The sequence below is a fragment of the Paenibacillus sp. CFBP13512 genome (genome assembly GCF_005233705.1).
In the GTDB taxonomy this organism is placed as follows: Bacteria; Bacillota; Bacilli; order Paenibacillales; family Paenibacillaceae; genus Saccharibacillus; species Saccharibacillus nuruki.
On sequence record NZ_QGAD01000027.1, the window covers coordinates 14,389 to 40,722 of the forward strand.

Here is a 26,334-nt window from a genome sequence, read left to right on the forward strand (position 1 = left end):
CTACCATGAGTGCGAGGAAATAGAAGCCGAATAGCTTCTATTTTTTTTGGAGAAAATATTGAATGAACTAAAATTTTATAAAGTATCTGATGATTATATCAATTTTTTACGCAAACATGATACTGGCGTACAAATGAATGCTTCCAACAATAAAACCCGTCCATATGTAGGAATATTATTGCGAATTAATGAACATGATTACTATGCACCATTGTCATCTTATAAACCAAAATTCCAGAAAAAGAATGCTACTTTTGCGAAAATATACAATAATTCTGAACAAGATCCTGTTTCTGTTATAAAGTTCAACTGTATGATTCCTATATTATCTAGTGAATTTACGTATATAGATTTTGCTTTGGAAGAGAAACAATATTCTGCCTTATTGCAAGCAGAATACGAATACATCAAATCTAATCAAGATGATTTTTTAAAACAAGCGGAAAATCTATATACCAAAGTAAATAAAGGTAATCGATTTTTAGTTAGCAGATCGTGTAACTTCAAATTATTAGAAAATATATATAAAGATTTCGAAAAAACAACTTAATTCTTTTATATGAATCAAGCGACTTGTGTATATATCACAGGTCGCTTTTCTTTTGCTCGATTTATTTTTATAAAAATAGTTATGATCAGTAACTAGTAGCTCCTCATCATAAAGTTACAACTTGGGCGTGATAGATAATTTGCGAATTTCTTTGGCTATGATTTGTAGTGTAGGATCAATCTGTTCTTCAGGTACATTTGATACGTTAATCCGCAGTAAATTCATAGTATACGGGCTATTAGCTAAAAAGTGCTGACTGCCATCCCCTACAACAATCTTCTGCTGTGCTAAGCGCTTGATCAAGACAGCCGTAGGGAAATTATCCGGTAATCGCAAAAATGTATGCACAGCCTGATTGCGAGGAGCATTGGCAAAAATAGGATCAGCAGATAATTCATCTAATGTACGATGCAGTTGAGCAATACGGCGATCGTATCCTTCCAGTAGATACCGACGATAACGTGTAAACATTCCATTTTTGATGTACATATGTAAAGCTGCTTGCGAAAGAACAGAACTGTCGATATCGAGTAATCGTTTATATTGTGAAAAGGTAGAAATAAGCGCTTCAGGTAAAACAGCGACACCGATTCGTAGACCGGGAAAAAGAATTTTAGAATAGCTTTTGAGATAAATGACATGCTCTGACGTATCATACGCATATAGCGGATCATTCGAGACAGCATGTTCCAGATCAGACAAATAATCATCTTCTACAATATACACATCATACTTGGTAGCTAAGGCAACTAACCTCTTCTTATCTGATGTCGATAACGATGTACCGAGTGGATTATGAAATCGTGGAATCACATAGAAAAACTTAATCTCTCCACTCTGGAAAAGACGTTCTACTTTTTCCCAATCCAGTCCATGAACAGTTCGTTCTACCCCTTCCACAGGTACATGTAGCGCTCCCAGTAATTCAATCAGCAAATGGTAACTGGGTTGTTCAATCATAATTGTCTGTCGACCGTTCGGAAAAGGCATCATCGTCAAGATCGATAATGCTCGCTGAATGCCTGAAGTGACAAATAACTGCGATTCTCGTGCAAATACCTGAACCTCTTCTAACTGTTGCCTCACTTCACATAATAAGGGTGGCAATCCTTGAGGCATACCGTACGAAAACAATTGATCTCGGTAGACTTGTGTCGCCTGATTAAGACAACTTTGGAAATCATCATAGGGAAACAATTCAGGCGCTGGGGCTGCCGATGATAAATCCACTTGATCGCGTACTGGATAACGCTGTTGATGATACCCTTGCTGTGCCACATAATACCCACTGCGATTCATAGCATAGATCCACCGCTCGCGTGCTAATTGTTCATAGGCTCCAATAATAGTCGATGGACTACAATGGTTCGTCTGAGACATAACACGAATCGAAGGTAGCTTCTGACCCGATAATAAAATACCTTGCTGAATCTGCTCTTGAATCTGAGCAACTAATTGTTGTTGTTTATTCATCCAATCTGCTCCTTGCCAATCTTTTCATTTTGATGTGGAGGTACACATGAGTCCGAGTGATGTGTACCTCATTATTTTGAATCATATATATGTCATTCTTTTGTAGCATTAGTATGTCATGTGCTACATCCATTTTTCTATTATCTTCTATTCTATCTGTATCGGTACAGTTTGATTTTATCGTGATTGTGAGCGGTCTACTAGCCGCGGTATATTGAATAAGCGTTCTTATTCTATAGCAAATGATCGTTTGGAGGTATACCGATGTCTACAGATTCAAAGCGTTTACCCGCTTATTTTGCTGCACTGGCTTATGCACTAATTATAGGATTTTCATTTTTATTTATGAAAATGACAGTTGATACTGCTCATCCATTGGATGTACTGGCTCATCGGTTTTTGTTATCTACGTTGGTGATGGGCATTCCGATTGTGTTCGGTTGGATTAAGGTCACATGTACATGGCGAGATATCTGGCGCATGCTACCTTTGGCGTTGTTATCGCCGATTCTATTTTTTGCTTTTCAAGCGTTTGGGTTATTGTATGCTTCTTCTTCCGAAGCTGGCATTATACAGGCAACCGCGCCTATTTTCACATTAATATTGGCGACTTATTTTCTTAAAGAACAATCTTCATGGATACAGAAAAGTTCACTGTTATTGTCGGTGATAGGGGTAGTGTTTATTTTTGTTATGAAAGGCGGTACCCACTTTTCATTGAGTAATGTGGGTGGTATTTTGTTGTTGGTGGGATCTGCGCTTTGTTTTGCAGGGTACGGGGTGCTGGCTCGTCCACTGACACGACAGTATAATCCGCTTCAATTAACATGGGTGACGATGATTACGGCTTGTGTATTATTTAATGTTGTCGCACTTGGTCGCCATCTGATCCTCGGGAATATGATCGACTACGTGCAGCCCTTGCTACAACCGAATTATGGATTGGCTTTGTTGTATTTAGGTATCTTATCTTCGCTAGGCACAACTTTGTTATCTAGTTATGCCCTTTCTCATCTGGAAGCAACCAAAATGAGCGTATTTAGCAATTTTGCTACGATTACATCGATGATCGCAGGCACTGTATTTCTACATGAGCAGTTAATGTATTATCACATCATTGGTACAACTTTGATTATTGTCGGTGTATTGGGAACCAATTGGGGGAAGCGTTCGATAGAAAGTTGATATGTGAAAAAGAGAAATCAGGTTTTACACATCATTCATATGTAGTAACCACATGTGTAACCTTTCTTTATCTCAATGAATGGTTACAATAGATATCTGTTAGTTCTTCAAACTCAAAAAGAGCCAAAAGATAGTGAAAGCCGTCTGCATATTACGCAAGATGCTTTACTACCTTCTGGCTCTTCATTCTTCATTCTTCATTCTTCATTCTTCATTCTTCATTCTTCATTCTTCATTCTTCATTCTTCATTCTTTTAACATTATGCCAAAATGCCTTTTCTTCTCGCTTCTACAATCCAGCTTGGGAACTCACTTAACAATCGATCATATAACTCTTCATCACTGACTTTAGAAATATCGTCTAATTCGAAAAAGCTGGCATTATCTATAAATCGTCCTTTGAGTTCGTCCAATTGACGCAGAATACCATAGTTGGCATTGCCCAATCCGACAAACTGCCAGAATAGATTCTGATGCGAACTGTCGGTAATCAGTTTAGTGATTTTGCTCTTACTACTTACTCCACCATCGCTGAAAAAGATAATATACGTCGGAATCCGTACATTCGGCTCTTCGACGGTATATTTGCGAATCACATCTTCCATCACAGGCGGTTCATTGTTCGTTCCACCTTTGCTTCCTAGCTTATACGTGCGTGCGACATAATCTTTGTAATCTTCGGCTCGTACGCTTGGAGCACGCAAAAACTCTTTAGCAAAAAACCATACATCCAATTCTCCATTATCATCAAATGCTGTTGCGATTGCCAGAATACGCTCAAACGCTTCTTGCACGATTCCTTTTTTGTAAAGGGAATACATCGAACCTGACGCATCGAATACTACCGCTACTCTTGCTTGAATCGGTGGAATTTGTTTCTTTTCCAAAGATAAAGTCACTTTGCGTTTGAGTAAATCGATTTTGCCTAAAGATGGATTAGATGGTGGTGTCACAGATTCGGGTGTCGGTTCAGAAATCACTGGTGCTGGGGTAGTCTCAACAGAACTTGTTGGAACATCTACCGTTTCTTCAGGGCTGTCATCAATTTCTACTCCAAATGATTCAGCTAAAGGCTTCAATCCTCCAAAAAATCCACGTCCGATCGCTCGAACTTTAAATCCTTGCTGATAACGATAGACTTCTATAAAAATAAGCGCTGTCTCTGCGGTCGCTTCTGTAATGGTATATGTAATCTCTTGCTCACCAATATGAAGCACAGCCTGGCATCCTTGCACTTCTGCAAAAGTACCGGCTCCTTCTAATGTTGCTGTAAATACACATTTGGCAACAGGAACACTTTGTAGTTTATGCATATCTAATGTGAATTGTGTACTTCGCTCTGTCGATTGTGTACATTGAACCGATTGATGCGGATCAACATTTTGATTATAAAAAATAAAATAGTCATCCGAAGGAACTTTGCCTGCTTCATCGACCATAAAGCAACTGATATCGAGTGGTGACGGTGAAGATTCACATTGAATTGTGACGTTCAATGAATGACCCTGTGCTAGATTAGTATTTTGCCCTTGATTCAATACGATATGTTCGCTAGCCATAACAGCAACCCCTTTTTGAATCATGATTGTTATATTCTTACCATAAAGCCTATTATTTTCCTCGTCAAATCTAAACATTACATAGGCTATAAATATACGGTATAATAGAATAGAATATATAGGTATGCTACATAAAATAAAGGATCGTACAGAAAGGATTATCTTTGATGAAAAAATGGATATTAACGATAGTATTGCTTCTATTATTACCTGTACAAGCCTTTGCTGCAAATAGTACAGATGATCATTTATCTTTTCCTGAAGATTTCCATATTGATACACAAATTGTGAATCTACCCCATGATCAAGCCGTTCTAGTAGATATGGCTGAACACAACATCGAAATGGTTGATCTCAATACATCGAAGTCACTCTGGAAACAGTCTTATGATCATATTTTCAGCTACGATGTGTTGATCGGTTCTAATAAGATGGTATTGCTTGTTGATCATAAGAACTCGCTACAGAAAATCACATTATCTACAGCGAAAGCCACAATGGGTAAAGTGCTATCCACCACGACTTTGCCACAGACTCTATATCAATCTGTTGCTGGGAATGGTTCACAGCTAGATTGGTCTGCACCAACAGCAACAACTAAAGAACAGATTGTAGTTCAATCAACTAAACAGTTGTCGGTCTATCAAGCACCGTGGAAAAAGGCTGTTCTCAGCACAACACCTTTGATTCAGCAGACCTTTAATTATGAAAATGCTACTCCGTATCAAGTAAATACTCAATCGCATTATGTGGTCGCTCAATATAACGGTGGTAGCTTGATGCAATCCCAAAATGTCTTTTATATCTGGGATACTGCTCAACCTACAGCAAAAGGCAAAACGATTACGACTCCATGGAATATTGATGCTGATTTTCAATTGCAAAATAATGAACTGATTCTCTACACTACCAATATTAAAGGGAATCCGTTAGGCACCAATACAGACAAACCTTTTCCAGTCTATGCACGTTATAATCTAGCTACAGGTCAACCTACGTATGAAATGATGCGTACGTTAGCGGATCGTGATGCAGAATGGACAACCGATTACAATAACAATCAAGTCTTTCTTGTAGACGATAGTGAGCAGAAAAATTATTTGTATGATCGTAACGGTAAAGAAATCTTTCAAATGTCCAAAACATCTGACAACACAGTATCCAAATTTATTAAATACGAAAATGGTCTACTGTATATGATTGTTGAGAATCTAGATCATCAATTCTCGATCGTGAAGCAACCGCTATTGTAATCTTATCTATCTGTTGAAATAAAAAGATAAACACGCTGTTCTTATACAAAGAGCAGCGTGTTTTTTTATATCTTATTTATGGAGCTGACAAGTCTACTTAACGTGATATCTTATCCCTTTTTTCGAGACAACTATCTATACGATAGCAAACGATTCAACCAAATACATCTTCTTTGGTTCGTACCAGTTGAGCTAGAAAAGCTAAACCTAATCCTTGTCCCCAACCTTGAATACGTTTGGCTGGCACTTTGCGGTAGCCGTCGATATCGTTCATGACAGCCGTCCCTGCGGATACACCTGTGATGGTGCCGTCTTCTTTGATTTTCGACAGAATGCCATCTATCGCTTTTTGCGTATATTTATTATACAGTCTGCCTTGCAATAACAACGCTGTCGCAATACCGGCAGAACCTGATGTCTCCAGATAAGACGTCTCATCTGTTAGTACAGTATGCCATAACCCTTCTGGCGATTGCAGACGTACCAGAGCACTTAATTGATCTCGCAGAGAACCATCGATAATCATATAGGATGGATGTTGCACCGGAATAAATTTGAGTGCTTTTGCCATCGTGAGTGCCGCCCATGAGTTACCACGCGCCCAGAACATGCCTGACATATGATGCTGATTCACATGATCCCAACCATGATAATACAGATTGGTATCGTTATCTTGCAAAAATTCTTCATGTCCGTGATACTGCTTCAAGCCATCTTCAATATACTTTTCATTGCCTAACAAATGACCAATCCGCAACAAATAGTAACCCGCCATAAACATCGTATCTACCCATGCTTGCTGTGGAAATACATCTGTCAGCGAATTAACTGTATGCTGGAAAATACCATCGGCGAAGCGCTCTGCTTTGCTATCGAGAAATTCTGCCATTTCTTTCGCAATATCCAAATACTTCTCTTCACCTGTCGCTTCATATAAGGTTAGCAAACAGTGACCGATCGAGACGCCATTAACCGATAACTGTGGTAGTCCTTCTTCAATCTGTTCATCGATCCAGATTTTGAGTTTGTCCAAGTATTCCTTTTTTCCAGTCGCTTCATAGGCTTCACATATACCATAAAAAGCCACACCACCCGGCCAATCCCAACGGAAATCCATATTAAATGTACGTTCAACGACACGATCTATCACATCACGGATATGTTGTTCATCAAATTGTAATGCAGGCATAATATAATCATCCTTTCGCTATCACTTATAGAGTTATGATCAGAAATCGGAATATTCTTATTACAGAATAGCTAGATCAGCATGTAGGTTAACGTAAATACATTAATAGAGGTTGAATCGCTAGCTCACGAATACGTTCAGCAACCAATTGGGCAACTTGATATGCACCTTGTTCTTGAAAATGCGTATTGTCTTCCATCCCATCAGGAAAATGGATATATTCTCCCGGATACAACCATACGAATAACGACTTGCTTTGTTCTTCACCCAACGACTCTAACAGCATCTTGGTCTGCTCTGCTAGATCAATTAGAGGTGCTTGCTGTTCTGTCGCTAATTCTTTGACAGCTACAATATAATCGCCATGTGTATCCATAAGGAATCCATTGGCATCAAAGTAACGCCGACTTACCGGTGTGATTAAGATTGGGTTAGCCCCTTTAGTGCGAGCGACTTCGATATATTGCAATAAATAATCTTTGTACGTTGTAAATGGTTCTGTACCACGCGCAGGATCATTCTTTTCATCATTATGACCGAATTGAATCAACAGAAAATCACCTGCTTTGAGCTGATCTGCAATGATAGTCAGTCGTCCTTCATCAATAAAGCTTTTGGAACTACGACCGGATATCGCATGATTATCTACACACACATCATGTTTGAATAGTGCAGGCAACATTTGCCCCCAACCCGCATAAGGAGCGCCGCCTTCCTTCTGATCGGTTACAGTAGAATCTCCTGCGATAAATAGTTTGAGCACTTGAGGTACTGCTGTAATCTCTACCGCATTTAGACGTGGCGCTTTGCCACTGATATGCAGTTGCAATTTATTGTCGATCACAGGAACGGTAAATAATTTACTGATCCACTGCCCTGGCAACGTGTCGATAGGCGGTAACATCAACTTGTCTGCTCCACATTTGATAATCGTATGGGTAGCCGCTTGTTCATCTCCCACCATGATCTGGATCTGATATGTACCATTAGGTAGATCAGTTATAAATGAAGTCCCTAGCGGAATACAGAAACTACTTTTCAAATGATCGGTAGTCATGACACTCTGGTCTGTACGGTTGTAATGACTGTACATAGCGCTTCGTTCTCGTCCATATACTCTTTCTGGATGTGCAAATCCATAAGACCCTTTAGTCTGTTCATTCTCCTCGTACCGATCATCAGGAGACACAGCGATATAACCGGGAGTGACTTCTCCCGGTCCAAAATCATATCGCAATGGTGCAGGTAACGGTTCAGGCACTGAAAGATCAGATGTAGATGAAATAGGGATAGAGGACGATTCACCTAATGCTGCGTTGGCATCGCCACCTTCTGTTATCCGCCATGGTTCTGTAGAAGTATGAGTGGTTGATTGATCATTCATTGGTTCCACCATCCTTGCCTAGATCGCTTTGATCCTGAATTGCTACAGTATTGTGCATTATTTATGATTTTTAAAAATTATCCTTTGATCCCACTAGAACTAATCCCTTCAACGATATGTCTTTGGAAAGCGAAGAAGATTGCAACAACAGGTAGTAAGCTGACAATCGACATTGCAAACATCGCACCCCAGTTAGAAGACGATTCGCTATCTAAAAACATTTTCAGACCCATAGAGACTGTATATTTATCCGGTGAATTCAAGTACAATACCGGACCGAGTAAATCTTCCCAACGCCAGTAAAAGGAGAAAATCGCTGCTGTAGCTAGCGAAGACTTAATCAATGGCAAAATGATCTGTATAAACAAACGGAATTTACCACAGCCATCAATCGTTGCCGCTTCATCCAAATCTTTAGGAATCGTACGGATAAACTGTACCATTAAGAAAATAAAGAACGGTGCTCCAAAAAACTGTGGAACGACAATTGGATAGATACTGTTCAACCATCCTAATTTGGTGAAAATAATATATTGTGGAACTAGCACGACATCATGAGGCAACATCAAAGTAACCATCATAATCGCAAACCAGAAGTTCCGACCTTTAAAATTCAAGCGAGCAAATCCAAAGGCAATCACAGCAGACGATAAGACAACGCCGACCGTAGAGATCACTACAATCACCAGTGAATTCCACATATAATGTCCGAAAGAATAGCCGCCGACACCTTTCCAGCCCGTAATATAGTTATCCCACATCCACTGTGCGGGTAATAATGTATTGGCTGTTGCAAAGATCGTACGGCTTTCTTTGAATGAACTCAGTAACATCCAGGCAATCGGATACATCATTAAGACAGCAAGTAAACCGACAAAAATATGATAGATGGGCCATTTGATTTTGCGCCAGAACCAACCTTTTTGCGCTCGTGTACTGCTGATCACATTGTATTCTGGGATAGACGCTTTACGTTCAGCCATAATTAACGCCCTCCCCCTTCAGATTCATAGAACACCCACATTTTAGATGTTTTGAATAATACAAATGTTAGAATACCGATAAAGATCAACATTACCCATGCCATTGCAGCGGCATAACCCATATTGTTGAACATAAATGCCTGACGGAATAAATACAGTGAATACAACATGGTTCCATCCAGTGGTCCGCCTTCTCCTTTAGAAATCACATAGGCAGGTACGAATGTCATAAATGCACTAATCGTCTGCATAATCAGATTAAATAAAATGACCGGACTGAGCAGTGGCAATGTAATATTCAGAAATTTGCGTACAGGTGAAGCGCCATCGACACTAGCGGCTTCATACATTTCCGGTGAAATATTTTTCAAGCCAGCAAGGAAAATCAACATCGATGATCCAAATTGCCATACTGATAACGTAATCAGCATACCTAGAGCAGCTGTAGCATTACCAAACCAGTTTACAGGTGCGGCACCGAACGCCATTAAGAAATGGTTGACGATCCCTTGCTCACTAAAAATATTACGCCACATAATAGATACAGCTACACTTCCACCAATAATCGATGGTAAATAATAAATCGTCCGATATGTACCCACCATCCGTGATGCTGTATTCAGCACCATCGCAACAAATAAAGCAAAAGCTAATCGTAATGGAACACCTACAAATACATAATAGATCGTGACTCTCACCGAGTTCCAATACTTCGGATCATTGGTAAACATTTTTTCAAAATTACCAAGTCCTATCCAGCGTGGCGAAGTAAACAAGTTATAGCTGGTAAAAGATAGATAGAGTGATATAAACATAGGGATCAAAGTAAAAGCCAGAAAGCCAATAATAAAAGGACTAATAAAAGCATATCCGGTCAAATTGGTTTTTAAAGACTCATTACGTATAGCCATAAGCGTTCGCACCTCCTCAGATCGTTGAGATTTTGAGAGATAAGAGTGAACCGGGTGGAGAATTATCCAACGTCCGGTTCACTTTCTCTACATGTATCAGCTAACGAGTGCCATATTAAGGTTGATTATTGGACAAAATCGCATTAGCATCTGCACGGAACTTCGGTGCGACTTCAGCAGCGGTTGCTTGTCCAAAGTTAATTTGCTCCACATAATCGGTTAGTGCTGCAATAATCTCAGCAGATCCTACAGGTGGTGGCGGGCTCATAGGCGAACTAATTGGTTCCATTTTGGCAACGAAATCAAATACTTGTTTCTCTGTTTCACTGAGTTCTGGTGCCACTGCTTTTTTCACAGCCGCAGAGATCGGTACACCGCGCTCACCTTTGATCAATTTATTCGCATCTTGATTGTTGATCCAGAAGTCGATAAATTTAGCTGCTTCGTCTTTGGATTGCGAACTTTTCGCTACAGCCCAGTACATACTTGGTTGCATATAAATTCCTTTTTCCATATCCGGCCCTACCATCGGAGCAAGCTCCATCGGACGATTCACAACACGCTGTAACGCTACGAATTGATTCGACCATTGCCAGATTCCGATACCTGTACCTTTTACAATATCCGACTCTTCTAGAATCCCTTTAGTCTGGTTCAATTTCTCTTGGGAAGGGACTGCACCTTCTTTGATCAGCTCTGCTAACATGCCGAAGAATTCAGTGAACAGCGCATCATCTTCATATCCAAGTGCGGTTCCTTCTGCATTGTAAAGTGATTGACCTTTGGTACGTAAAAAGTAATTAAAGAAAATATCTGCTGCCATCGAACTATCAAAGTAAATTCCTTTGTCTTTTGCTTTAAGCGCAATTTCTTTATATTGATCCCATGTCCAATTGTCTGGAATTTCATTGATTCCTGCTTTTTTCAAAATCGCTGGATCATACTGGAATCCTAATACGTTAACCCCTGTTGGCATACCGTATTGTACGCCACCAATCATACCTGTTTTAAGTACATTTTCAGTCACATCATCAACTTTAATTTTACTGCCTAAGTAAGGGGTCAAGTCTTCCAATTGTCCATTTTTAGCGTATTGGCTAATATAGGATACATCCATTTGCATAATATCCGGCAATTGATTAGCCGCTGCTTGTGGCGCTAGCTTTTTCCAATAATCGTCAAAAGAAGCATATTCGATATCAATATTCACACCTGGATTTTGCTCTTTATACATATCAATAATTTTTTGTGTATATTCATGTCTAGTATCTGATCCCCACCAAGCAATACGAAGCGTTTTGCCATCTGTACCTCCACTCGCATTACTACCTCCGCTACCTGAATTACCGCAAGCTGTGATAAAAAGTAGAATAGTGACCATGAATAACAGTGCTGTTTTTTTTCTCATTATATTCTCCCCTTTCGTTAATCAAACAGATGATGGCTGTTCATATTGCTTAAAATAAGTAAGTAGAATACGATGATACTCCTTTTTTTGTTAACGCTTACATTTAAGTGATACCTTCATTTTCGCAGATGAAAGATCACAAATGAATACACAAATCCGATGTGATCGTGTAAAAAACAGAGTAGTCTGAATTTCTGCTAAGACGGATATTTGTATCCAAATGATTTGGTTTACAGTATAAAGTGGCTTTCGCTACGATCATCATCTTATTCTTGTCGTCGCTTGTTGTACTGAACTCCCTTGAATAACCGCTATGCCGTAGGGAGTTTATGACAAAGTCGATCGCTTCGCTCTTTCAGAATATGAAGATGCTCTTCGCTTGTGCGACAAGATACGGTAAATTTGATTTAAGTCAAAATAAAAAACGACAATCAAAAGTCGCTTTTTATTTTGAGGTATGTTGTACGATATTTTACTATTAATGTATTTTTAGAAATGAGTTTACTCTTCACTTTTCCGATATTCGGTTGGGGTCATGCCTGTCCATTTTTTGAATACTTGACTGAAATATTGAGAGTTGCCACCGAATCCGAATAGTTCGGCGAGTTCGAATACTTTTACATCTCCACTACGACGAATATGATCGGTTGAGCGTTCAATTCGATAACGATTGACATAATGAGAGAAATTATCGCCGGTTACTTTTTTGAAAATCTTCCCGAGGTAATCAGGGTTCATATAGAGCATCTGATTGGCGACACCGTTAAGTGATAATTCAGCACTGGTATAATTTTGTTCGATGATCTGGATCATTTTATTGACGACCGAAGATTGACGATTCACATTGCTCTTATAGTAACTCATCGTTAAGTAAGCCGCCGCTTCTTGCACGAATTCATGCAATCCAGTCAGTGTATCTACCATTGCCAGTTCTGCCATTCGGCTGGTAAATAAAGAACGTTCTTCTGGTAAGCATAAGCGAATCATAACGGCATACAATTGCAGCACATACGAGCGGGTGACTCCAATATCATGTCGCCATTCGGCTAACGTTACAAATAAGCGGTCAATTTCTGCGGTCACTTCTTCCATTTGCCCTGATTTGATTAACAGTGTGAAAGCTTCTTCATCCAGTTCAAAAGAAGTACTGTCTTTCTGATCGGCTAATGCTAGATCGGACTTGGTAATAATACTTCCCTCGCCTACATAGAAGCGATGATTCATACACTGTTGAGTATCCCGATACATACGACGTAATGAGATCATATAATCCGGTTCACTGAGAGCGATTGTTACTTCTAATTTGTAAAAGCCTGCAAAGACATTCTGTACATGTTCCAGATCACTAATGAGCTTCGAGATCGATGTAGGATCATCTAATAAAAGAAGTAATTCATCTTGCATATGAATCGTTGTGCCCATCAACACGCCATCCAATAGATCATCCGCTATATTTTTTAGTGCAAATAAATGTTCATACTCATGAGATTCTTCGACACGCATCAAAGCCATACGTACTGGACGATCACGTAAATTGAGATGAAACAGTTGCTCATAATAATCGAGATCACGTACACCGTACATTTTATTCGCAATAAATTCTTTCAGAAATTGTTCTTTCACTTGGGGCAACATACGTGTGAATTGTTCTTTCATACTGTTTACGAATTGATCTCGTTCATGTTCAACCTCACGTTCGGATAATAATTCACCGATCGCTTCTTGAATCTGACGTTCGTTGCAAGGCTTAACCAGATAATGCTTCACCCCGTATTGCATTGCTCTACGTGCATAATCAAAGTCTTTATGACCGGACAACATAATAAACCGTACATCTGGAAATGATGCATGTGTCTTCGCTACAAGTCCAATCCCATCCAATCCCGGCATCGAAATATCACTAATCACGATATCCGGACAATTCGCTTGAATCTGTTCATACGCTTCCAGTCCATTACGAGCCGTACCGATCAATTCAGTTCCACTTTCTTGCCAGTTCACAACCTGTGATATTCCTTCTAAGATCATCCGTTCATCATCCACTAACAATACTTTATACATCTTGCGCTTCCCCTCTTTCATAAGGAATACGAATATGAAAAGCAGTAATCACACCGGGTAGACTTTCAATTTCCATCCCATACTCTGAGCCAAATGTTAGCCGAATCCGTTCGATAATATTACTGAGTCCAATCCCTTCACCACGTGTCTGTACTTGTCCGCTATGCAGACGTTCTAGAAATTCAGCCGTCATCCCGGGCCCATCGTCTTCGACACTGATATAAAGTACATCTTCTTCATGTCTAGCTACAATCCGAATATGACATACGTTCACACTGGGTTCCAACGCATAATGAATCGCATTTTCGATCAGTGGTTGTAAGGTAAGCTTGGGAATAAGGGCATCTTTGAGATTATCAGGGATATCGACTTCAAAATGTAATCGTTCTTCAAATCGCATCTGCTGAATCGTGACGTAACTATAGACGATATCAAGTTCACGTCCTAACGGGATCAACTTTTCGCTCATATTCACAGAACTACGTAGCAGAAAACCTAAAGCTTCGACCATTTCAGAGATTTTGGATTGTTTGTTTACTTTTGCCATCCAGTTAATAGATTCTAAGGTGTTGTATAGAAAATGGGGATTGATCTGTGCTTGTAATGCTTTGAGTTCGGTCTCACGAATGATAAGCTGTTTGGCATAATTTTCATCTATTAATTCACTGATTCGCCGTAACATACGATTAAAGGTACGGTGCAATAATCCGACTTCTGTCTGCGAGCCTTCGGGTACAGGCCCCAGTGTTAATTCTTCCAGACGATCCAGATTACCAGTCTCTACCGTTCTCATTTTCTGCAATAAACGTTCCATCGGTCTTGTAATACTGCGAGATAATCGTGTGCCGAAAGCTAACCCTAATAAAAAGATAGCGATAAAAATAATAGTCACCAGACGCTTCATCCATGTAATTCGTTCGAACATCGGGTCAAAAGGAGTCATATGCAAATACGTCCAGCCCGTGTAAGGCGATTGAATCCGAGCGGAAAAATACCCGCCTTCCGGCAAGTTCACTACACCATATGGCTGATTGCGACTCAGTTCTTGGTTAATCTCTGTTTCACTAAATGATAATTTCTCAGGATACACAATCTCTTGATGATCTGCGATCACCAGTGTGCTCCCTGCTGACTGATGAACCTGTTTATCGACGATCCGGTCGATCCGAATACGGATAATAACTGTACCTAGATTTTTCAGTGTGAAGGTTGATCCGGTAAATGCTTTGAATTGCCGCACTGCCAACAATGAAGATTTGCCACCAACATACCAAGCATTCGCTCCATTATTCTGGTCTGCCAATGTTGTTAGATCGGTTCGTAATTCAGCCGGTATGCCTTCCCGATTGCCTGCTGACATCACTTCGCCTTCTTTATCAATCACCATCATGGAGTATACAAAAGGTTCAGAACCCGCAAAAGCGATCAAGCGATTAGTCAGCTTTTTGCGTAATACATTTTTTTGATATACCGAATTAGTCTGTTCCAGTTCTGTTAAGTACCGCTGTAATTGTTCGTCTGTGACAACTTTGAATGATAAATGCTCCATATCTTTCAGTTGATTTTCGATTCCGACCGAAGACATATTCAGTAGCTCAGAAGTCTTCTCATACATTTGGCTATCATACGTTTCATACAAATTACTGAGTACTAGTGCATAAAAAGCAAAGCTTCCTAATAACAATGCAGAGATAAGTAGCAACATTTTTCGATGAATACCTAGATTATTGTAAGCGCTTTTAATTCTGGTAAACATAAGAATAGTCTCCACCTTTGCTACCCCTTAGTATTTACACTTTTAATGATAACGTTTACATTTTTATTAATTAAATTCCAATTCCTGTATGTTTATTATAGCGTGAATACTCCAAAATTTCAGTATATGTTTATAAATACCAAGTTTTACAATCGTATATAGCAAAAAATAACCTCTTTTGAGCCTCAGAGGTTATTTGATATGATCTAGTTTAATACACTATAGTTTACATTTTACTTAAGCGTATTTGCTTGAAGAAAGTTTAATATATCGCTATTTAGGATCTCATGAAAATCGGTACGGTTAAATCCGGCAGGATCTTGAGAAGGAGGAAATGCTGGATTTTTCATCGTTTCAGGAAAAGGGCTAAGAAATGAAAAATGTCCTGCATTTTGAATCGTTCGATATTCAACTTGTTGAGGATGTGCTACTCCGTGTAATACAATTTGAGCGTGAAAATAAGGAGTATACTGATCTTGCTCCGCATCTAGCATCAGAATAGGTATATCTACATTTTTTAATGCTCCTTCTTCTCGAAACCATACCGATGCAGGTGCTAATAATACAAGTGATTGAATTCGGTGATCTGAAGTTACTTCTATCGGATGTTCAGTTTGATCTGGAGACTCATGGTCAAATGAAGTCGGTAACCCACCTGCTACAGCTAATGCTGTGTACCCTCCCAAAGAATGACCAATTAAAGATACGTGATCAGACTGTACCACTTTTTGAAATACATTATTCTCAAAAAACCAATCGATAGCTAGTCCAATATGTCTGGGTCTATGTGTAAGATTCTGTATCGTACCTTCCCATTGATTATTATTGCGATTATTGTAAAGATGCTCTGGCATACCCACTACAAATCCATGACGTGCTAAATATTGAGCTAATGTACGATGTACCAAAGGAGAACCACTATTCCCATGAGAGATGATCACCAAAGGGAATGACATGTCTTCGATGGGGTCTGCATCTTTTGACAATTCTAATGTGTAGGGTCCAAGTGGTTCGATACATTCAGGACTTGTTGTCGGATACATAATCGTCATTGGCAAGGATACAGCTAATAATGTATCCTCTACTACCACCTGACGATATCCTGCATGATAACGATGGCTTATTTCTTTACTTTCCACATAACACCTTCCTTTTCGTATCTATTGCTATTCTAAAGTTAGTAGTTGCTTATTATGTATAGAGGGCTTATTGCTAAGAACCCTCTCTATTTGATTGCTAAATACGATGTTATTTATTCTATTATGATCTAATAAAAACAGCTTTCCAGCGAGCTACATATTGTACATTATAATCAAATGCTTGAGTGAGTACAGTTAAAGGCACATAGACTTTCTGCGTTCCTTTAGTCGTTTGTATAAAAGCACTATTATCTATCGTTTGAGTAGCACCATTTACTTTGATTTGTTTACTATTTACTGGAATACTGATTTTGTTTTTGCCACTTTGGATGGTTGCTGTTTGTGTAGCATTCGACCAGTTGACTGTTGCACCCAAAGCTGTAGTGACATCTCGCAATGTAACATAGGTTTTGCCTTTACGAATCAGCGGAGCATATGCCGTTTGAAGGGGTTGCCCGTTAGTTACAATCACAGGAGTTGTTGATGTAGCAGATTGTCCTTTTATAAATGGAGTTCTATCCCCTTTACTTCCCCAGATCGTTTGTGCAAATGTATGAGCAATCGCATCGTACCCTGTCTGATTCGGGTGAATATCTCCCTCTGCAATATGAGTCATAGCTAACTCTTTGCCCGGAAAATCTTTAGAAACATGAGCTACACGCACATCATATCCTTGAGCGACATAAGACTTTACAGTCTGATCAACAATCTGGCTAAATTGATTAGCCACTGTATTCAGTCCTGCATATAATTGAGTGCCTACTTCAGCAGGCATAGGTTGGTATTGATCCGCAACTACAATGACTGCTTTGGCATTGAGCGATGTTAATTGCTTCATAATATGATCGATATTGATTTTGTACTTTGTACCGACTTGATCCAGATTCAGACTGGAAATATCTTGTGGCAATTCATTCAGAGAACCCAATGCGTTCAGGAAATCGTTACCTCCAATCGTAACCGTAATCAGATCCGCTTGAGCAATATCTTTTTTCGCCTGAATCGTATTGAGTGAATAGACGGCTCCGGGCAAATTAGCTTGAATATCATTCGTCGTGATCTTTGATCCTGCGGTGACTTTGCTTAAATAATTATCAAGTCCTGTACTGGTTAATCCAAGGATGCTGTGGTTCTGAGATTGTACAGCACTGCGGAATAACCCTTGTTCTGCGAGTCGGGGTGCAAATCCATCATAATTAGCAGCTTTCACACCTGGCTCATATCCTGCTGTAATCGAATCGCCAAGAAAGACCATATGTGAAAAAGCACGCTTGGCATCTGGATTCTGACTTGAGGTGGCGGCATCCACTTGCGCTCCTCCTAGACCTACACTACTACCGACTAGACTGATTATTACTACCATCAAACCTAGTATTTGTTTATAATTCTTTTTCATTCCGTGCTTCATCCTTTCTATCTCTGGTTCTGTCTAGTAACTTCGATTGTTATTTACACCAAAAAAAGCTGTTATCTATTTTCCCTAAAGGGTGGTAGATAACAGCTCTTTACCCTGTATGATGTGATCAACGAGATTCAGTATCATCTGTTGACTCTGGGCGCTTGATTTTGTTCATGTATTCATCATAACGTCCATCGATTTCTTTCGCCATTTTGCGATATTGCATCGTTTCTTCAGCGATAGGATCAAGTGTAGTCTGAATACGAATCTCATACTTCGAAGGAATCATACGTCGCTCTCTAACCTCACGGTCTTCTTCTTGCATAAAGCCTTCTGTTAAACGTTCGGTTAGCTCGCGTTCTAATTCTTCGGCTGATTTATCAGATGAGCTCATCTTGGTCACTCCTTTAACGATAATAATCGATTCGCCATAAGGACTTGATATTTGTAATAAAGCTGGATAGTATAGTATTACCCCAAATCGTAGGGATGTTAATCGTTGTATACCACATGATCCCGATTCAAATCATTACTTTTGAGCCGGAATATGTTGAAGCCCTGCATCATGCAATTCAGTCATTAATTCTTGATGAATATGACCATTAGTAGCTAACACATTGCGCACAGCTAGATGGTAATCATCTCCTGAGATATCTCCAATTTGACCACCTGATTCAGTCACTAACAATGAACCTGCCGCCAAATCCCATGCGTTCAATCCAATTTCCCAGTACGCACTTAAGCGTCCTGCGGCAACATAAGCTAAATGCAATGCTGCTGAACCTCCATTACGAATACTACGTACTTTTGGTACAATCGCATTCAATCCACTCATATTCAGGCGCAATGATTCCCCTCGATCTGCTGGGAAACCTGTAGCGACCAAGCTTTCGCCCAGTGTAGCCTCTTGTGAAACTTTCATCAGATTACCATGCACATAAGCACCTTTACCTTTTTCGGCTACAAACAGTTCATCATGAGAAGGGTCATAGATCACACCAATAATCACTTCACCTTTGTGAGCAAGTGCAATCGATACGCAAAAGTATGGGAAACCATGCACAAAGTTAGTCGTGCCATCAATTGGATCGACGATCCATACATATTCTGAATCTTTCACTGCATCAATCGCTTTGGCTGAAGCTGCTGCGCCTGCGCCCACACTTTCTTCTCCCAAAAATTCATCATCCGGGCAGTACGTTAGAATAAGCTTACGAATCATCTGTTCTGCGCCTTTATCGACTTCAGTGACCAGATCTTGTGAAGAGACTTTGGTATTTAATTGTTTATAGTCACCTAGCTTACTTTTGATCCATTCGCCCGTTTTGGACGCCGCATTAATAGCTACAGCTACTTTACTTTTTCCACTGACTACATAAGGTACTTTTTGTTGTTCTTCCATCATTTCATTCCCCCTGATTTCTGGAATCTACATCTACCTACATTATATCACGACAACACTTCTATACTTCCACCATCTATGATCCGTACTCCGTCATTTTCATACTTTGTCAAGTCACGCATTAATTGAAATAGTGCATGGTCTTTATGCTTCGCTTCAAGCATGACATCCAGATGAGAAGAAGTGCGTGCAGCGACTCTGAGGAAATCCAGTAAAGGGCCTGCTTCTACACCATCTGCATGACTTCGACGATCGGTATCGCTTTTGGGACTAGACGCATGAATTTTGGGTGGTAAGTGTATACCATCAGGCACATCGGTACGTGCTAATGGAGAATCCCATGTTTTGGCTACTTCTTCCCACCAATCGGAAGCTGGTTCTCCATGACAATTGACCATATGATGATGAATATCGAGCACCATCGGCAGACCGGTCTGCTGGGCTACTGCAAGCGTCTCGCCTGTGGTATAGGTTTTGTCATCATTTTCTAGCGTGAGACGGCACTGAATCTCTGCACTCAAGCGACCAAAATGTTCTACAAATCGTGCTGCCGAGGTAGGCTTGTCTCCATAAGCTCCGCCAATATGGATATTGTTCTTTGAACGAGCATCCAGCCCCATGGCTTTGAGCATATTCACATGGTATTGCAGATCACGAATCGAAGAGATCAGTACTTCCGGTCTTGGCGTACTAAGTACCGTATAATGATCTGGATGAAACGATACTCGCAGATCATGCTTACGCACATATTCCCCGATCTCTGCAAAAGGTTCTGCCAACGCTTCAAACGGATTCCAATCGTGCAAATCAGTATGGGTCGCAAGCGGAATTAACTTGGATGAAAAACGGTACATCTGAATACCTTCAGCTATATTATGGCGTAACAAACGTAAGGTATTGTGTAAGTTAGTCGTAGCAATTTGTTCTAACAAACGCAAGCCTGCTTCACGATCAGGCAGTTTGCTGAATCTTGCCATTGTCATTGTTTTGGAAGGTGAAGAATCTGCGATCTCTAGTGACATCGCCACATATCCGAATCGTACAATCATAGGGTTCAAGTGCCTCCTCTAGTGTGATGTCCAAGGTGTATACAGAAGAAAAGCATTCGATCTAGTATGATTCTGTATGTGTATGATTAAACCTATTCTTGCTCTCCGAAAAACATTTCATGTGCAAGATCGGTCTGTACTCTTGCTTCTTCTTCTGTTAATTTGCGAACCAATTCAAGTTCTACGGCGGTGACTTCACGACCTTGGAAGTTGATTTCAGCGATAGACGCTGTGATTTTGACGATGGCAATCGCTACGTTCTTGGGTGTATAGGCGATTACTTTTTGTCCGGTTGGATAGACGCGAAATCCGCTTTTGAGCATTTTGCCTTTGCCGTATTCAAGCAGTTCGAGTAGTTCTTGTTCATTTTTGAACTTGCATACGGAGTTAAATTCGGTTTGAAATCCCATGGTCATTGCTCCTTTCGAGTGGGCGGTGGTTGAGGTGAGGTACGGACGCTTCGGGGATAGGATGTTATTGCCGTCGCTGTTAAGATCGGAATCTGATTAGACTTCAAGCAGTCGATATCCGAGTCTTAAATGCGAGCGCCGTTTAAACTTCCGAAGTAGCTTTCAAAGAAAGCTTGTAGCTCTTTCAGAACATTCTATCCCCTCCGCTAGAGGTACCTACACTTTTTCCACGCGGTTTAGTACATTTAATACCTTAAAAAACCTTAGAGATGGGATGAAGCTAGTTTGTTTTAGAATTATTGATGGTTGCTTACTATTCTCTTCCGTATTTCAGTTCATGGCGTTGGTTATAGCGATCTATACCTAGTGTGATCAGTTGATCCAATAGGTCTGGATAGGCTGTACCGGTTTCGCGCCATAGTAGTGGATACATGCTAAAAGCAGTGAATCCTGGCATGGTGTTGACTTCGTTGATAAAGATTTCGCCATCGCTACGGCGAACAAAGAAGTCGGCACGACATAGACCGTTTCCGTCGATAGCACGGAATGCACGGATAGCGAATTCACGTAGGTTTTCGGCAAGTTCGCTGTCGATTTCAGCAGGGATGACCATTTTGGATGTACCGTCGATGTATTTAGCATCGTAGTCATAGTAATCGCTAGTGGATACGACTTCGCCGGGAACAGAAGCTTGTGGCAATTCGTTACCCAGTACGCCGACTTCAATTTCACGTCCATCTACAGCTTCTTCGACGATCACTTTAAGATCGTAACGTAAAGCATAGTCAACTGCTTTTTCCAGTTCATTACGGTCTTTAGCTTTGGAAATACCTACACTTGATCCGAGATTCGCTGGTTTGACGAAACACGGGTAGCCAAGATTGGTTTCGATCGTTGTCAAAATATCGTATTGTTGCGTTTCCCACTCTTTTGCAATAAACGTTTCGTATTTACACTGTGGTAAATGTGCTTGAGCGAATAGCTTTTTCATAATCGCTTTATCCATACCTGTTGCAGAAGCAAGTACGCCTGCACCAACATAAGGCATATCCATCATTTCAAAAAGACCTTGAATAGTACCATCTTCACCGTATGTACCATGAAGAAGTGGGAACAATACATCGATTTCGCTAGTTTGGCCGCTTAATTTTTTCCAAAGGATGCTCATCGCTTGTGAAGTGGCTTCTGCACCACCATCGATCTGTAAATCACTCAATTGGCTAGGCGCACCATGATACACTTCGCCCATATTCCAGCGTCCTTGTGGATCGATATAGATAGGCACTACATTATATTTTTTATAATCAATCGCATTTAAAACAGAAAATCCAGTCTGTAAAGAAACTTCGTGTTCTCCAGATTTACCACCGTAAATCAAACCTACTGTTAATTTTGTTGCTGTCATTTCAGAACCCCCGTTAGTCATTGTACATATGAAAGCATGTGAATAAATGCTATTGTAAATGATCGTTATTGTATAACCTGTATTCAGTATAAAGCTTGTAGAAAAACACTGCAAAAAAACTTTGTATGCTTATCTATTACTTGGATTGATTCGCTCATGTTCTTGTAGTTCATCTTCAATAAAACCGGCAATCATTGCTCGGTAGACCTTTTCTGCAATCGATGGATTTAATGCATGTTCTACAGCCAGCTGACGAACTTTATGGATCACTGATTCAACTCTTGCAGGTGCTTTTACAGCATCTTTATCTTTTTTAAAAGCGGCTGCTTGCCTTACATACTGACTCCGTTCACTTAACAATTGAATGATGTGTTGATCCAATTGATCGATACTTTCCCTTACCTCATCTAAATTCTGACAATCTCTCATCTCTGCTCATCTCCTCTATTATCCTCTAGCTAAATCATTTCTAAATCTTGTTTCGTACTATTATAAATGTCTTCCTTATATTACCCAATACAAAATCAACAAAAAAGGCAACTGGACGATCCAGTTGCCTTCTTGTGATTCGCTATTACATATCGTTTTATTGATAAATTCCAGCTTTTTTCGAAGTCGCTTTGATACCATTCGGATCATTAACAACTACATTACCCGCACTTGTTAAGCTACCTGCGGGTCCATTGTTCAGATCAAGGTAAGATAGATCAGAGCTATTACCATACCATGACCATGCTAACCAGCCGACTCCTTTTTGCTGACCGTATTTCATAATAGCGTACTCATCCACATCTTCACCTTGATGGAATCCACCGAATTCACCGATGATTAGAGCCAGACCTTTATTGATTACATTTTCCATATTCGCTTTGACCGTTGCATCGTCTTTACCTGCATATTGATACATGTGGATCGAGAATACCGTATTCTTTTTAGAATCGGCTGCCAATACGGCTTGTCCATAATCTACGATGGATTGTGGATATTGTCCCCAACCAGCAGCATCGACGATGAGTGTATGATTGAGTCCAGCATTTCTTAATTTAGGAATAGCTTGCTTGTAGCCATTCGCCCAACCTTCACTATTCCATGAACCGTACCATTCGTTGGCAATATTGATAATGACTCGATCTTCTTTGCCGACTAGCGCATCTTTGATACTGATCCAGTAGTTCACAGCATTGTTTAATTTGGCTACATCATCACTACCTGTCGCATCATGCACTTCCAAAACAGCGATCATTTTATATTGATTGACCAAAGCCAGAATATTTTTAACTGAGTTGATATCGTCTTTGGTGTACTGTGTTCCATCGGATAATACAATACGTACTGTATTGGCACCTGTTTTGGCGATGGCTGGAATAGCAGCATTCAGATCGTTTTTAAACCAGGTGTGAGAATGATTGACCCCTCTCATCACAAAAGGCTTGCCTGTTGAATCATATAATTTGGTACCGCTTACATAAAATCCGGTAGCAGCAGATGATTTCGATACTCCTATCGTTACAACAACCAACATCATTGCCAATACCACCATCAAGCTTTTTCTCAACAACATATTATTCCTCCTCTGCTATTTTGAAAATAAGCTGTCTTCCGACTGTCCCCTGTAAATTATCACCAAACGTATTAAATTACAATATTTGTTTTAATTGTAATTATTCAATTAGGTGATGAATATGGTATTAATCTAATAGAGCGACTAATGAGCATAATTTAAAAGAAGTATATAATTTATTTTAATCCTTTTTTATAAAGGTATTTCAAATAAAAATATAACTATATAGAAGTAAAACGATCGTATAAAGTAACTCAATATGTTTATATGAGTGATCTCATTTTTCAAACCTATTTAAGTACAGTTAAGTTGAATATAATACGCTTTAAATGAATCAGCCTTCTCATAATGATAGAGGATGAAATACTTCCATACATACTCTTTTAGAACAAAAAAAGAACTTATACATAGTTAATATAAGTTCTTTTTTCTGTATATTATTTAATATTACATAAATATCGACTGAGCTATACAACATACTTTCCATTAATTAAAAATTAAGAATAATTTAAAACACCTAAACTTTTACATTTATCTATTTAATTGTGTTTATAAATATAGTAGTTGAAGATTTTTCATATTGAACTGTTGCTCCTAAAGCTTCGCTAATAAATCTCAAGTTAACATATAGTATTCCATTTTGTATGAATGGAGACTGAGCGAGATCGTAACTTTTATTGTTTATATAAGCGGTATTTGAATTGGCAGTCAAAACAAATGATTTCATTCCATCTTTTGTTTTAGCAGTAACAGTTTGTTTAGACTGATCCCAATTCACTTCCATATTATATTTCGTAAAAATATCACGAAATGAAATCATGGCATAACCTGCATAAGAAATAAGAGCATGAGACTCAAATTTTTGTTTATTGACAAAGATCGTAGGAGTTACAGGTTGATTGCTAGCGTAGGTTGAAGGTACTGTAGCTCCGATAAAAAGCATTATTGACAGGCATAGCAGTGTGAATATTTTTTTCATTGTGATCTCCTCTTTTCAAATATGAATAATTACCCTGAAACAGTTATTGTTACTGTATTGTTTGCATCTCTTGTAATCGTCGTTTTCTCCGTTAATGGAGTACTAAAGGCACTACTTGGGACAGGATTATCATCCACTTTAATACTTGAATAAACAGCTTTGTTTTTACCTTTATTGGCTGAAGAAACAACTGTAGAAAGAAGTTTCCATTTATCTAAATTACTAATATTCAAACTTGAGCTCGCCGTTTCCATAATTGTAGTAAGCGCAGTCTTTTGAGTATGACTACAACCTTGATCTGTACAAATAGCTGTACCTGTAATTTTCATTCTAACTTTACCTTCATAATTATGCCAAACATAAAGAACAACATCCGAATCTGGAGAATACGCATTAGCTGCTTGTACATTAGAGTATCCTGCTATTAGGTCTGAAGAACTCGCTACTGAAGTTCCTTTTTTAACTACCATTGTAGGCTTCCAACCTTTAGAACTGGAACCGGGTCCTACACTCGAGTCATATACTAGCCCCATATCTGCTTCATACGTACCAGCACTAAATCCTGAATAATTATAAGCTGCTATCTCTTCTTCAACCTGTGTTTCATTTGGAAGATGAAGTTTAGTTGATAAATATCCGCCTGTTTTAACAATATTTTGCCTTCCTCCTATTCCATCACCAATTACAAAAGGTGAGCCAGCTGCTACAAGAGAAGTTGCAAGCGATTTGTTAGTGTAAACATTATCAGAAACTGTTGATTGATTTTTAGGAGTAAGCAAAGAATTCGAATCAAATTTCTGTATATCTAATTTTGGAGTTTGGTTAGGTGATTCCTCGTAAGAATAGATATAATTAGAATCTAAAACTATGTAATCATATATACCATTTTTTGTTTTAGCATCATCCATTTTATTTGTAGAAAAAATTTGGCTACTGTCCTGTTGTTTATCTCTTTGAATTCCTTGTTTTATTTCTAGAAGAACGTTATTGATGTTACTTTCTGAAATATTAAATGGATTATTAATAGAAACGCCATTAGAACTTTCTACTATTGATTGTTGAGATGCTTGAGTAATAGATAAAAAATTTGATGATAAAATACAAACTGTTACTAACCTCATAATTAAGAAAAAATCTTCTTTTCATTATGAACATTCCTCCATATATAATATGTATTTAATTACATTAAGAATATATATAATATATAGAGAAATGTAAAGATAATATTTTTTGAGAAAACAGATATTGATAATTAAAAATTGCGGAATTAATAATATA

Annotated in this window: 23 protein-coding genes; 3 read left to right on the plus strand and 20 right to left on the minus strand. The window is 39.1% G+C overall.

The features are described 5' to 3' along the window. Positions 1–58 precede the first annotated feature (58 nt). The gene (locus PaeCFBP13512_RS21860) at positions 59–550 is read left to right on the plus strand and encodes a type III toxin-antitoxin system ToxN/AbiQ family toxin (protein ID WP_161594337.1); all 492 of its coding nucleotides are present in this window, start codon (positions 59–61) and stop codon (positions 548–550) included. 114 nt (positions 551–664) lie between these two features. Here the strand turns inward: PaeCFBP13512_RS21860 and PaeCFBP13512_RS21865 are convergent, their stop codons facing one another. Further along, on the minus strand, positions 665–2,023 hold the full coding sequence (locus tag PaeCFBP13512_RS21865) for an aminotransferase-like domain-containing protein (protein WP_137225955.1): 1,359 nt from the start codon (positions 2,021–2,023) through the stop codon (positions 665–667). Positions 2,024–2,287: 264 nt separating this feature from the next. Between PaeCFBP13512_RS21865 and PaeCFBP13512_RS21870 the strand changes: the two genes are divergently transcribed. Further along, on the plus strand, positions 2,288–3,208 hold the full coding sequence (locus tag PaeCFBP13512_RS21870) for a DMT family transporter (RefSeq protein WP_137225957.1): 921 nt from the start codon (positions 2,288–2,290) through the stop codon (positions 3,206–3,208). A gap of 260 nt (positions 3,209–3,468) precedes the next feature. Here the strand turns inward: PaeCFBP13512_RS21870 and PaeCFBP13512_RS21875 are convergent, their stop codons facing one another. After that, a complete protein-coding gene (locus tag PaeCFBP13512_RS21875) occupies positions 3,469–4,791 on the minus strand; it encodes a VWA domain-containing protein (protein WP_241669460.1) in 1,323 nt (440 codons plus the stop codon). Between the two features lie 143 nt (positions 4,792–4,934). Here PaeCFBP13512_RS21875 and PaeCFBP13512_RS21880 point away from each other — a divergent pair, with 143 nt between their 5' ends. After that, complete coding sequence (locus tag PaeCFBP13512_RS21880) at positions 4,935–6,020, plus strand: hypothetical protein (protein ID WP_137225959.1); 1,086 nt, start codon at positions 4,935–4,937, stop codon at positions 6,018–6,020. Positions 6,021–6,174: 154 nt separating this feature from the next. On the opposite strand, the gene PaeCFBP13512_RS21885 is transcribed toward PaeCFBP13512_RS21880, so the two are convergent. The 18 genes from PaeCFBP13512_RS21885 to PaeCFBP13512_RS21970 all read right to left on the minus strand — a co-directional run bounded on the left by PaeCFBP13512_RS21885 (position 6,175) and on the right by PaeCFBP13512_RS21970 (position 26,177). Further along, a complete protein-coding gene (locus PaeCFBP13512_RS21885) occupies positions 6,175–7,209 on the minus strand; it encodes a glycoside hydrolase family 88/105 protein (protein ID WP_137225961.1) in 1,035 nt (344 codons plus the stop codon). A gap of 88 nt (positions 7,210–7,297) precedes the next feature. After that, positions 7,298–8,593 (minus strand): rhamnogalacturonan acetylesterase, encoded by a 1,296-nt coding sequence (locus tag PaeCFBP13512_RS21890; RefSeq protein WP_137225963.1) that lies wholly within the window; start codon positions 8,591–8,593, stop codon positions 7,298–7,300. Positions 8,594–8,670: 77 nt separating this feature from the next. Further along, positions 8,671–9,576, minus strand: a complete 906-nt coding sequence (locus tag PaeCFBP13512_RS21895; protein WP_083243647.1) for a carbohydrate ABC transporter permease — start codon at positions 9,574–9,576, stop codon at positions 8,671–8,673. Positions 9,577–9,578: 2 nt separating this feature from the next. Beyond that, positions 9,579–10,487, minus strand: coding sequence for a carbohydrate ABC transporter permease (locus tag PaeCFBP13512_RS21900; protein ID WP_069329402.1), 909 nt, complete (start codon positions 10,485–10,487; stop codon positions 9,579–9,581). Positions 10,488–10,602: 115 nt separating this feature from the next. Continuing rightward, entirely contained in the window at positions 10,603–11,895 is a 1,293-nt protein-coding gene (locus tag PaeCFBP13512_RS21905; RefSeq protein WP_137225965.1) for an ABC transporter substrate-binding protein, read from the minus strand. A gap of 501 nt (positions 11,896–12,396) precedes the next feature. Next, on the minus strand, positions 12,397–13,956 hold the full coding sequence (locus tag PaeCFBP13512_RS21910; RefSeq protein WP_137225967.1) for a response regulator transcription factor: 1,560 nt from the start codon (positions 13,954–13,956) through the stop codon (positions 12,397–12,399). Next, complete coding sequence (locus PaeCFBP13512_RS21915) at positions 13,949–15,712, minus strand: sensor histidine kinase (protein ID WP_137225969.1); 1,764 nt, start codon at positions 15,710–15,712, stop codon at positions 13,949–13,951. The genes PaeCFBP13512_RS21910 and PaeCFBP13512_RS21915 overlap by 8 nt, the downstream gene beginning before the upstream one ends. A gap of 233 nt (positions 15,713–15,945) precedes the next feature. Next, positions 15,946–16,851 (minus strand): alpha/beta hydrolase family protein, encoded by a 906-nt coding sequence (locus tag PaeCFBP13512_RS21920; protein ID WP_441343344.1) that lies wholly within the window; start codon positions 16,849–16,851, stop codon positions 15,946–15,948. Positions 16,852–16,972: 121 nt separating this feature from the next. Beyond that, entirely contained in the window at positions 16,973–18,247 is a 1,275-nt protein-coding gene (locus PaeCFBP13512_RS21925) for a stalk domain-containing protein (protein ID WP_161594338.1), read from the minus strand. Positions 18,248–18,374: 127 nt separating this feature from the next. Then, positions 18,375–18,644 carry a hypothetical protein gene (locus tag PaeCFBP13512_RS21930; RefSeq protein ID WP_137225972.1) on the minus strand — a complete coding sequence of 90 codons (270 nt, stop codon included), beginning with the start codon at positions 18,642–18,644 and terminating at the stop codon, positions 18,375–18,377. Positions 18,645–18,779: 135 nt separating this feature from the next. Next, positions 18,780–19,652 (minus strand): inositol monophosphatase family protein, encoded by an 873-nt coding sequence (locus PaeCFBP13512_RS21935; RefSeq protein ID WP_083243679.1) that lies wholly within the window; start codon positions 19,650–19,652, stop codon positions 18,780–18,782. Between the two features lie 47 nt (positions 19,653–19,699). Further along, entirely contained in the window at positions 19,700–20,701 is a 1,002-nt protein-coding gene (uvsE, locus tag PaeCFBP13512_RS21940) for a UV DNA damage repair endonuclease UvsE (protein ID WP_137225974.1), read from the minus strand. Positions 20,702–20,793: 92 nt separating this feature from the next. Further along, a complete protein-coding gene (locus tag PaeCFBP13512_RS21945; RefSeq protein WP_069329411.1) occupies positions 20,794–21,111 on the minus strand; it encodes a hypothetical protein in 318 nt (105 codons plus the stop codon). Between the two features lie 313 nt (positions 21,112–21,424). Continuing rightward, entirely contained in the window at positions 21,425–22,516 is a 1,092-nt protein-coding gene (locus PaeCFBP13512_RS21950; RefSeq protein WP_137225976.1) for a D-alanine--D-alanine ligase, read from the minus strand. Between the two features lie 129 nt (positions 22,517–22,645). Beyond that, positions 22,646–22,945 carry a chorismate mutase gene (locus tag PaeCFBP13512_RS21955; protein WP_137225978.1) on the minus strand — a complete coding sequence of 100 codons (300 nt, stop codon included), beginning with the start codon at positions 22,943–22,945 and terminating at the stop codon, positions 22,646–22,648. Between the two features lie 157 nt (positions 22,946–23,102). Continuing rightward, positions 23,103–24,077, minus strand: a complete 975-nt coding sequence (locus PaeCFBP13512_RS21960) for a glycoside hydrolase family 5 protein (RefSeq protein ID WP_137225980.1) — start codon at positions 24,075–24,077, stop codon at positions 23,103–23,105. Between the two features lie 535 nt (positions 24,078–24,612). Beyond that, on the minus strand, positions 24,613–25,056 hold the full coding sequence (locus tag PaeCFBP13512_RS21965; RefSeq protein WP_137225982.1) for a copper amine oxidase N-terminal domain-containing protein: 444 nt from the start codon (positions 25,054–25,056) through the stop codon (positions 24,613–24,615). A 29-nt stretch (positions 25,057–25,085) separates the two neighbouring features. Continuing rightward, positions 25,086–26,177 carry a YrpD family protein gene (locus PaeCFBP13512_RS21970; protein ID WP_137225984.1) on the minus strand — a complete coding sequence of 364 codons (1,092 nt, stop codon included), beginning with the start codon at positions 26,175–26,177 and terminating at the stop codon, positions 25,086–25,088. Between the last annotated feature and the right edge of the window lie 157 nt (positions 26,178–26,334).